General features: G+C 70.0%; 1 protein-coding gene. It reads left to right on the top strand.

Annotation, left to right across the window (positions count from 1 at the left end; all coding sequences use genetic code 11):
* Window positions 1-103: 103 nt before the first annotated feature.
* On the top strand, window positions 104-727 hold a 624-nt coding region (locus VQ03_RS30420; protein ID WP_048454675.1), incomplete at its 3' end, for a fumarylacetoacetate hydrolase family protein.

Genomic DNA, 727 nt, shown 5'->3' with positions numbered 1-727 from the left:
GGGCGGGATGGCGCCCCGCGGAACCGCCCTCTAGATAACGGGCGGCCGGCCCTTTTTCCAAGATGCGCGGCCCTTCGCGAAACTCGTCCGAGACCGCAGACCCATGCTCTCCGTGATCCCGAACCCGCCGCGCACCGCGCTCCCGATCCAAGGCACCGACGACCTGTTTCCCGTGCGCCGGGTCTACTGCGTCGGGCGCAACTTCGCCGCCCATGCCCGGGAGATGGGCGCCGACCCGACCCGCGAGCCGCCGTTCTTCTTCATGAAACCCGCCGACGCGCTCCAGGTGGTGCCGGACGGGCGGATTCTGGAGCACCCCTACCCGCCGAAGACCGAGAACTACCACCACGAGGTCGAGCTGGTGGTGGCCCTCGCCAAGGGCGGCCGCGACATCCCGGTGGAACAGGCCCTCGACCACGTCTACGGCTACGCGGTCGGCCTCGACATGACCCGGCGCGACCTGCAGGACGACGCCAAGGCGCTGCGTCGCTCCTGGGAGCTCGGCAAGGCCTCGGACCTGTCCGGTCCCGTCGGCACCCTCAAGCCCGCCTCCGTCATCGGCCATCCGGACAAGGGCGCGATCACCCTGTCGGTCGACGGCACGCTGCGCCAGAAGGGCGACCTCTCCGACATGATCTGGTCGGTGGCCGAGCAGATCGCCTATCTCTCGACCTACTTCGCCCTCGAGCCCGGCGACGTGATCTTCGCCGGCACGCCGGAGGGCGTC

This window comes from Methylobacterium tarhaniae, assembly GCF_001043955.1.
GTDB classification, from domain to species: domain Bacteria; phylum Pseudomonadota; class Alphaproteobacteria; order Rhizobiales; family Beijerinckiaceae; genus Methylobacterium; species Methylobacterium tarhaniae.
The sequence above is the reverse complement of the archived record's forward strand: the minus strand, read 5'-3'. Positions and strand labels throughout refer to the sequence as shown.